At 69.9% G+C, this 8,168-nt stretch carries 8 protein-coding genes and 3 pseudogenes; 1 reads left to right on the top strand and 10 read right to left on the bottom strand.

Annotated elements, in window-relative coordinates; translation table 11 throughout:
- Positions 1-405: pseudogene (locus QH283_RS26835) on the top strand (acyl-CoA thioesterase domain-containing protein); the annotation flags it as partial.
- Between the two features lie 3 nt (positions 406-408).
- Here QH283_RS26835 and QH283_RS26830 read toward each other — a convergent pair.
- The 10 genes and pseudogenes from QH283_RS26830 to QH283_RS26785 form a co-directional block, all read right to left on the bottom strand.
- Complete coding sequence (locus QH283_RS26830; protein ID WP_280505718.1) at positions 409-762, bottom strand: DUF4913 domain-containing protein; 354 nt, start codon at positions 760-762, stop codon at positions 409-411.
- A gap of 120 nt (positions 763-882) precedes the next feature.
- Positions 883-2,010 carry a flotillin family protein gene (locus QH283_RS26825; RefSeq protein ID WP_280505717.1) on the bottom strand — a complete coding sequence of 376 codons (1,128 nt, stop codon included), beginning with the start codon at positions 2,008-2,010 and terminating at the stop codon, positions 883-885.
- A 30-nt stretch (positions 2,011-2,040) separates the two neighbouring features.
- Complete coding sequence (locus QH283_RS26820) at positions 2,041-2,259, bottom strand: hypothetical protein (RefSeq protein ID WP_280505716.1); 219 nt, start codon at positions 2,257-2,259, stop codon at positions 2,041-2,043.
- Positions 2,260-2,390: 131 nt separating this feature from the next.
- Complete coding sequence (locus tag QH283_RS26815; RefSeq protein ID WP_280505715.1) at positions 2,391-3,590, bottom strand: cytochrome P450; 1,200 nt, start codon at positions 3,588-3,590, stop codon at positions 2,391-2,393.
- A gap of 15 nt (positions 3,591-3,605) precedes the next feature.
- Positions 3,606-4,841, bottom strand: a pseudogene (locus QH283_RS26810) (cytochrome P450).
- 3 nt (positions 4,842-4,844) lie between these two features.
- Positions 4,845-5,039, bottom strand: coding sequence for a ferredoxin (locus QH283_RS26805; protein WP_280505714.1), 195 nt, complete (start codon positions 5,037-5,039; stop codon positions 4,845-4,847).
- Between the two features lie 44 nt (positions 5,040-5,083).
- On the bottom strand, positions 5,084-6,307 hold the full coding sequence (locus QH283_RS26800) for an NAD(P)/FAD-dependent oxidoreductase (RefSeq protein ID WP_280505713.1): 1,224 nt from the start codon (positions 6,305-6,307) through the stop codon (positions 5,084-5,086).
- Positions 6,304-7,131, bottom strand: a complete 828-nt coding sequence (locus tag QH283_RS26795) for an SDR family NAD(P)-dependent oxidoreductase (protein WP_280505712.1) — start codon at positions 7,129-7,131, stop codon at positions 6,304-6,306. The genes QH283_RS26800 and QH283_RS26795 overlap by 4 nt, the downstream gene beginning before the upstream one ends.
- The gene (locus tag QH283_RS26790) at positions 7,128-8,024 is read right to left on the bottom strand and encodes an alpha/beta fold hydrolase (RefSeq protein ID WP_280505711.1); all 897 of its coding nucleotides are present in this window, start codon (positions 8,022-8,024) and stop codon (positions 7,128-7,130) included. The genes QH283_RS26795 and QH283_RS26790 overlap by 4 nt, the downstream gene beginning before the upstream one ends.
- A pseudogene (locus QH283_RS26785) lies at positions 8,021-8,168 on the bottom strand (FMN reductase); the annotation flags it as partial. The gene QH283_RS26790 and the pseudogene QH283_RS26785, both read right to left, overlap by 4 nt.

Below are 8,168 nucleotides of genomic sequence, written 5' to 3'. Positions count from 1 at the left end.
GGCTGGCGCACCGGGGTGGGGTGGGTGTTCGTCAACGCGATGGAGTGGCGGCTCGGCACTCCCGGCGGCGAGCCGGGCGACCCGACGGTGGCATGGGTGCGATTGCGGTTGCCGCTGGTGGCGGGCGAGAAGATCAGCGATCTGGAGCGGTTGATGACGGTCGCCGATGCCGCCAACGGCGTGGGCGCCCGGCTCGATCCCGCCGAGTTCGCCTTCCTCAACACCGATCTGACGGTTCACCTGTTCGAGGAGCCGGGCTCGCAGTGGGTGGGCATCGCCGCCGAGGCTTCGGTGGGCAGCGACGGGGTCGGGATGAACGCCGGCGTCCTGCACGCCCCGCACGGCCCCATCGGCAGGCTCGCGCAGAATCTGCTGGTCGAGCGCCGGGTACCCGCCACCGTCTGAGATTCACTCGGCGGTGTCGGTCATCGGCTCGACGGGCAGCGGCGCTATTTCGTCACTGTGACCGCCGGACACGCTGCACGCGCCGAACGGCCCGCGGGGGTCGAGCAGGACGCGCAGGTTCGGGTCGGCGTGATCGAGCATCCACACACTGAGACCGGGGGCGCCGTACCGGCGCAGGTGCTCCCACGCCCGCCACAGCGCCTCCAGGCGTACCGCCGCCTCGGCGTGCCGGAACCCCTCCGGGCACCAGGCGAATTCGGTCGGGCCGGCGAGATCGCGCCGGTAGACCAGGATGAGATAGTTCTCCACGAACTCAACCACGGAGTCGTAGACGAATCCCGAATGATCGACGGTCACGGTGACCTCCCTCGCGGAACCGAGGACGCCGCCCACCCGAGGGCGGCACACCTCCCATGGAACAGTCGCGCCGCCGATCAGGGCAATACCGTGCTGTCGTCGTTGTTCGGGAGCGATCGGTCAGTGCGTGATGCGGTGCGCGTCCTGCCGCTCGTCGCCCGCCTCACCGTTGCGGATGCCCTTCTGCAGGGCGTCGAACACGGCGAGACCCTGGCCGACCATGCCGGAAATGGTGTCGTTGACGCCCTCCTGGCCGTTGAGGATGGTCAGGTGCGAGTCGGCGAGGCCCTTGGCGGCGGCCTCCACGATGAGGGGCAGCTGCTCGATGAGCATCTGGTCGAGGGCCACGCGGTCGTGCGAGGCGGCCGCTTCGGCGAGGATGCGCATCTCGTCGGCCTTGGCCCTGGCCAGGATCTCGGTTTCGCGCGCCTTGGCCTCGGCGGGCTTGATGACCTCGGCCTGCAGCTGCTTTTCGCGCAGTTCGGCCTGCTTGACGGCCAGTTCGGCCTCGGCCTCCAGCACCTCACGCCTGGCCTTGGCCTCGGCGAGCGGGCCCGCCTGCGCGGATTCGGCGGCGGCGCGGTCGGTCTCGGCGCGGATCTGCGCTTCCTTGATGGCGGTCTCACGCGTGTACTCGGCCTGGCGGCGGCGCGATTCCTGCTGCGCCTCCGCGGAGGCCCGGTCGGCCTCGGCCTGGGCGATCTTGGCCTCGCGCTCGACCTGGGCGAGGTGCGGAGCGCGCAGCGCCTCGATGTAGCCGGAGCCGCAGTCGTCGATCGAGCGGATCTGCATGGAGTCGACGATCAGGCCCATCCGGCCCATCTCGACATTGGAGCTGTCGAGAACCTGCGAGGCGAGGACCTCGCGGTGACGGATGATCTCCTCCACCGTCATCGAGCCGATGATCGAGCGCAGGTGGCCGGCGAAGATCTCACCGACCGTGCTGGACATGGCGCTGTTCTGCGAGTCGAGGAAGCGCTGCGCGGCATTGATGATGGAGGCCTTGTCGTTGCCGACCTTGAACGCGACCACCGCGCTGACCGACAGCTCCACGCCCTGGGTGGTGACGCAGGTTTCCTTGATGATGGCCTCGTGCAGATCCAGCGACAGGATGTCGGCCTTGCGCAGGATCGGGATGACGAAGGCGCCCTGACCGGTGACCACGCGGAACGGTGCGCCGTCGCCTCCTCTGTTGCCGCCGGAGATGAGCAGGGCCTCGTTGGGCGCGGGCACGCGGTAACCGAACATTCGCCGTCCTTCTCGGTTGGTACTGACTGATCAGAGTTCCAGTGCCACCCAAGGCACGACGTCGAGGTTTCGTCCGCCCCGATCCGCCACCACCAAGACCGTCGACTTGCTGGGCAGCGGTTCCGCCGACCAGGCGGTGTAGGTCTCCCTGCCGCCCCGGATGGCCAACTCCACCTGGCCGGCGCCCTCCTGGCCCCGGGTGCCGAGAGTGAGCAGGCCGATTTTCCCGACCGGATTCTCGTCCGACATCGTGCCCTCCCCTCACGGCGGTTTCCCCGATGAAGTCGCTGTGTAGGCCGATGATATCGGATGCCGCTACCGGAATTTCGCCCGGGTCCGGCGGAATATCCGCCGCCGCAGCGAAATCCGGGGCACGGGGGTCAGGCGATGATGGCGGGCAGGCTTTCCCAGCCGCGCACGGTGGACGTGGGCGACAGCCGCGCGTTCGACAGATCGACATCCCACTCCGGGAATCGTTTCAGGATCTCCTCCAACGCGATCCGGCCTTCGAGCCGGGCCAGCGCCGAGCCGAGGCAGAAATGCGTGCCGACACAGAACGACAGGTGCTGACGGCCGCGGCGGTGGATGTCGAAGACGTCACCGTCGGGCGGATAGACGCGGTGGTCGCGATTGGCGGCGCCGATGAGCAGCATCATGACGCTGCCCTCGGGGACGGTGCGGCCGTGCAATTCGACATCGCGGGTGACGTGACGGGCGACATGCGGGGCGGGCGGTTCGAAACGCAGCAGTTCCTCGATCGCGGCGGGGACGAGTTTCGGGTTCTCGGCCAATTCCCTGCGCTGGTCGGGATGTTCGGCGAGCACCTTGCCCGCCCAGCCGATGAGGCGGGTGGTGGTCTCGTTGCCCGCGCCGGAGACCACATTGATGTAGGTGAGCAGTTCCTCGCGGGTGAGTTTGCGTTCCACGCCGTGCTGATCGACGAATTCGACGTTCAGCAATTCGGTCATGATGTCGTCGGAGGGATTGTCCACCCGCCAATCGAGGTAGCGTTCGAAGATCTCACCGGTGGGCAGACCCTCGGTGGCCGCCTTCATGGGTTTGCCCTCTTCGGTGCGCATCTGCTCGTCGGCGAAATCACGGATCGCCTCCTGGTCCTCCTCGGGAATGCCAAGCAGCATTCCGATGACCTTCATCGGCATCTGGGCGCCGATATCGGCGATGAAATCGATGCGGCCGGTGCCGACCAGCGGATCGAGGCAGGCGACACAGAATTCGCGGATCTTGTCCTCCAGCGCGGCGATCTTGCGCGGGGTGAACATGCGCGAGAGCAGTTTGCGGTGGATGTCGTGGACGGGCGGGTCCTCGAAGATGAGCACGCCGGGCGGGATGGGGATGTTCGCCTTGATCAGTTCGACGATGGCGCCGCGGGCGGAGCTGTAGGTTCCGTGGTCGACGAGGGCGGCGTTGACGTCCTCGAAGCGAGAGAGCGCGTAGAAATCGTGGGTTTCGCTGTAGAACAGCGGCGACTCCTCGCGCAGCCGCTTGAACATCGGGTAGGGGTCGGCGTTGAGTTCGACGTCGTAGGGGTCGTAGTAGACCTCGCCGGTGACTGCGGTCATCGGTTTCTGCTCCTTCTACCAGGCCACCGGCAGCGCGTACACGCCGTAGGCGAGGCGGTCGTGTTTGAATTCGACGTCTTCGAACGGGATCGCCAGGCGCAGGGTGGGGACGCGGCGGACGAGGGTTTCGAAGACGATCTGCAGTTAGGCGCGCGCGAGCTGCTGGCCGACGCACTGGTGCGGGCCGAAGCCGAAGCCCAGGTGGTGGGCGGCGGGCCGGGTGAGGTCGAGCCGGTCGGGGGCCTGCCAGGCGCGCTCGTCCCAGTTGGCGGCGGACAGGTCGAAGATCAGACCGTCGCCCGCCTCGATGGTCACCCCGCCGATCTCGATGTCGGCGGTGGCGACGCGGCGCTGGCCGTTCTGGATGATGCCGAGATAGCGCAGCAGTTCCTCCACCGCGCTCGCGACGAGTCTCGGGTCGTCGCTCTCGCGCAGCAGAGCCCACTGCTCGGGGTTGCGGAGCAACACCAGGGTGCCCAGGCCGATCATGTTCGCGCTGGTCTCGTGGCCGGCGATGAGCACGCCGGTGCCGAGCTGTGCGGCTTCGCGCATGTCGAGCTCGCCCGCGCGGACCCGTTCGGCGAGGTCGGTGGCGAGGTCTTCGGCCGGTTCGTCGAGTTTGCGCTTCAGCAGCTCGATCAGATACCTGGCCAGCGTCGAGCGGCCCTCGGCAGCCTGCTCTCTGGTGGCGAAGCGGTCGACATTGAGGGTGGCGTGCTTGTGGAAGAACTCGTGGTCCTCATAGGGGACGCCGAGCATGTCGCTGATCATGAGCGTCGGGATGGGCAGGGCCAGCGCTTCGACCAGGTCGACGGGACGGGGGCCCGCGAGCATGCGGTCGATGTGCTCGTCGGTGATGGCCTGGATGCCGGGTCGGAGGGCGGCCACGCGTTTGAAGGTGAACGGCTTGGTGAGCATCCGCCGGTAGCGGCTGTGCTCCTCGCCGTCGGTCGTGAACACCGACTTGGGGCGCGCGTCCTTGATGGCGCGCATGCCCTCGTTCCAGTCCGGGAAGCCGGGCAGGTGGTCGTTCACGCTCACCCTGGGGTCGGCCATGAGCGTCTTGTATTCCTGGTAGCCGGTGATCAGCCAGGGGGTGCTGCCGTCCCAGATCCGCACCCGGTTCAGCGGCGCGGAGCGGTTGAGGGCCAGGGCCTGTTCGGGCGGGGCGAACGGGCACGCGGGCGTACGGGGCATGGGGTACTCGGGTATCTGGGCGGCCGTGCTGGTGCCGGTGAGTGTTTCGGACACTGTTCACTCCTCGATCTGGATGGCCATGGCCGGGCACATCGCGGCGGCGGTTCGCACCTCGTCGGCCAGGTCGGCGGGCGGGTGTTCGTCGAGCAGGACGACGATGCCGTCCTCGTCACGCTGGTCGAACACGTCGGCGGCGTGCATGACGCAGTGACCGGCCGCGACGCATTTGACCTGGTCGACAGTCACTTTCATGGGTGACCTCTCTGTGCTGAAGCGGGTCTGTGCTGAAGACGGATTCACGGCAACGCGCTCGCGGCGGCGCGGTCGCGGGCGGCCGCGGCGGCTTCGACCAGCCGCTGACGGTGCGCCCTGACCTGTTTCGGCATGTTCCAGCCGACGACGGCGACGGGCGTGCCCGCGCTGTCGTAGCGGACGACGAACCGGTCGCCGGCCGGATCGCCCTCGACCACGGGGGCCTCGGCGCCGGAGGTGACGGCGCCGAAGACCTGGATCTTCACACCGAGCTGGTCGGTCCAGAAATAGGAGATGGGCCGGTAGGCCGGGTCGCCACCGAGAACGGCCGCGGCCACGATCGAGGCCTGTTCGGAGGCGTTGGTCCGGTTCTCCAGCCGCACGGTGTGGCCGGTATCGGGGTGCCGCCAGCGCGCGACGTCCCCGACGGCGTAGATGTTCGCGGCGGCACGGCAGGCGTGATCGCAGACGATGCCGTCGTCCAGGGTCAGTCCGCTGCCGTCGAGCCAGCCGGTGGCGGGGGCGGCGCCGATGGCGAGGACGATCAGGTCGGCGGGAATCACGGCGTCGGTGTGCAGGACGACCCCGGTGGCGCGACCGTCGTGTTCGGTGAAGCCGCGCACGCCCGTGCCGAGCCGCAGGCGCACGCCGTGGCGGATGTGCAGTTCGGCGAGGCGGTCGGCGACGACATCGCCGAGCTGGGTGATCATGGGGGCGCGCAGCGGGCCGATCATGGGGACCGAGCGGCCGAGTCGCGCTGTGGGGGCGGCGATCTCGGCACCGAGCACCCCCTCCCCCACCACCGCCACGGTCGCGCCGCGCCGCGCGGCGGCACGCAGGGCGAGGGCGTCGTCGAGAGTGCGCAGCACGTGCACGCCCGCGGGGGTGGGGATACCGGGCAGCGGCCGAGGGGCCGCGCCGGTGGCGATCACGATGTGGTCGGCCCGCCAGGCGCCGGAGGTGGTGTGCACGGTGCGGGTGGCGGCGTCGAGGGACAGCGCCGTGACGCCGAGGACCACCCGGACGTCGAGTTCGGCGAGCATGCGGGGCGGGCGCAGCATGGTCTGCTCGGCGCGCCAGGCCCCGGTGAGGATCTGTTTGGACAGCGGCGGCCGGTCGTAGGGCAGGTGGGGTTCGGCGCCGAGCAGGGTGATCGGGTCGCGGTAGCCGCCGCGACGCAGCGCCTCGACGGTGGCCAGGCCGGCGGCGCCCGCGCCGACCACCAGCACGCCGGTCGGCTTCGCCTGTGCGCGGTGCTTGGCGCTCATCCCCGCACCTCCTGCGCAGGCTTCGCCGGCACGGGAAGGGGTTTGCCGGCCACGGTGCCGCCGTCGACCGGCAGGACGGCGCCGGTGACGTAGCGGGAGCGCTCGCTCGCGAAGTAGACGGCCGTGTCGGCGACGTCCTCGGGGCGACCGTCCACGGGCAACGGGCGGTCGGCAGCCATGTTGGCGCGCATGGCCTTGATGAACCGCTCCCCCAGCCCGTTCGGCATCTTCCTGGCGGAGGATTCGAGCAGCGGGGTGGGTATGTTGCCCGGCGCGATGGCGTTGACCCGGATGCCGTGCCTGGCCAGTTCGATGGCCGCCGACTTGGTGAAGTGGGCGACCGCGGCTTTGGATGCGCGGTAGGTCTGCACGCCGCCGCCCGCCTGGAGGCCGCCCACGGAGGTCAGGTTGATGATGGAGCCGCCGCCGTGTCCGGCCATGTGACCGGCGGCGTAGCGGGTGCCCGCCATGACGCCGAGCAGGTTGACGCCGAGCACGCGCTGGAAGTCGGCGAGGTCGTCGTGCAGGAAGCTGCGGTGCATGGTGCCGGAGATGCCCGCGTTGTTGCACATGACGTGCAGGCCGCCGAAGGTGGCGACGGCGTGATCGACCAGGGCCGCGACCTGTTCCGGGTCGGCCACGTCGACCCGGCGGAAGACGGCCGCGCCGCCGTGCCCGGCCGCCGTCGCCGCACCGGTCTCGGCGTCGGTGTCGGCGACCACCACATGGGCGCCCTCGGCCACGAAGGCCGCCACGATGGCGGCACCGATGCCGGACGCGCCGCCGGTGACCACCGCCACCCGGCCTGCCAGTTCCGCTGTCATCTCCGGTCCTCTCCGCTTGCCCGCGCTCCGGCCGGCAGCGGTTCGCGCACCGCCGCGGCCGAGTGCCGGTCGAGGAAATCCAGCAGCAGCGCGTTGACCGCCGCCGGTTGTTCGATCTGCGGGCAGTGCCCGGCCGAGGCCACGACCGCCGACTCCCCTCGGGCGACGCGCGCCGCCAGTTCGGCCGCCCAGCCGGGTGGCAGCAATTTGTCGTTCCCGCCCTCGACGATCAGCACCGGTACGGTGATGCGCGGGTAAGCGCGCTCGCTCGACGGCGGTGGCGGCGGATCGGTGCCGGGACGGCGGAACCTGGCCGCCGCCAGCGATTCCCACGCGCCAGGGGCGATGCTGGATTCGTAGCGGCGGCGCACGTAGTGCTCGTCGGCCGGGTAGCCCGGGGAGTGGAACAGCGCCGCGACGATGCGGCGCATGCCGGCCATGGTGGCGTCGTAGTCGTACAGGGCGCGCATGTGCTCGTTCTGCCGGATCTGCCCGCCGCCGCAGAGCGCGACGAAGCCACGGGTGCGCAGCCGGGGCCGTTCAGCGGTGGCGTCGGCGAACAGATTGATCGCGCCCATCGAATTGCCCACGAAGAAAGCCGAATCCACGCCGAGGGTGTCCAGCAGCCGGGCGATGTGGCGGATGCGCAGGCCGCGGCCGTCGGTGAAGTCGACGATCTTGGCCGAGTCGCCGTAGCCGAGCATGTCGGGGGCGATGACGTGGTAGCGGGCGGCGAGTGCGTCGATGGTGTGTTCCCAGCCCAGCTCGGCGCAGGCGCCGAACTCCCCGCCGTGCAGCAGTACCACCGGCTCGCCCGCGCCCGCCTCCAGGTAACTGGTGCGGGCGCCGTCCACGTACACCGTGCGCCGCACGGCGGTGACCGTCGCGCTCATCGCCTGCCCCCGCCCGCAGGCACGAACGACAGCAGTTGCGCGGCGAGCAGATCAAGCTGGGCGCGCACGGTGTTGTCGACGAGCACCCCGTCGGCATCCCACACCGGGTCGGCCGAGTTGATCGCCACCCCGAGCGGTGTCGGG

The sequence above is a fragment of the Nocardia farcinica genome (assembly GCF_029867845.1).
GTDB classification, from domain to species: Bacteria; Actinomycetota; Actinomycetes; order Mycobacteriales; family Mycobacteriaceae; genus Nocardia; species Nocardia farcinica_A.
Note: the sequence above shows the minus strand (reverse complement) of the source record. Positions and strands in the feature narration are given on the sequence as shown.

Excerpts from the sequence above, each read along its gene's own strand:
- QH283_RS26815 (WP_280505715.1), bottom strand. The coding sequence starts at position 3,590 with ATGACCGCAGTCACCGGCGAGGTCTACTACGACCCCTACGACGTCGAA.
- QH283_RS26790 (WP_280505711.1), bottom strand. The coding sequence starts at position 8,024 with ATGAGCGCGACGGTCACCGCCGTGCGGCGCACGGTGTACGTGGACGGC.
- QH283_RS26795 (WP_280505712.1), bottom strand. The coding sequence starts at position 7,131 with ATGACAGCGGAACTGGCAGGCCGGGTGGCGGTGGTCACCGGCGGCGCG.
- QH283_RS26805 (WP_280505714.1), bottom strand. The coding sequence starts at position 5,039 with ATGAAAGTGACTGTCGACCAGGTCAAATGCGTCGCGGCCGGTCACTGC.
- QH283_RS26825 (WP_280505717.1), bottom strand. The coding sequence starts at position 2,010 with ATGTTCGGTTACCGCGTGCCCGCGCCCAACGAGGCCCTGCTCATCTCC.
- QH283_RS26800 (WP_280505713.1), bottom strand. The coding sequence starts at position 6,307 with ATGAGCGCCAAGCACCGCGCACAGGCGAAGCCGACCGGCGTGCTGGTG.
- QH283_RS26820 (WP_280505716.1), bottom strand. The coding sequence starts at position 2,259 with ATGTCGGACGAGAATCCGGTCGGGAAAATCGGCCTGCTCACTCTCGGC.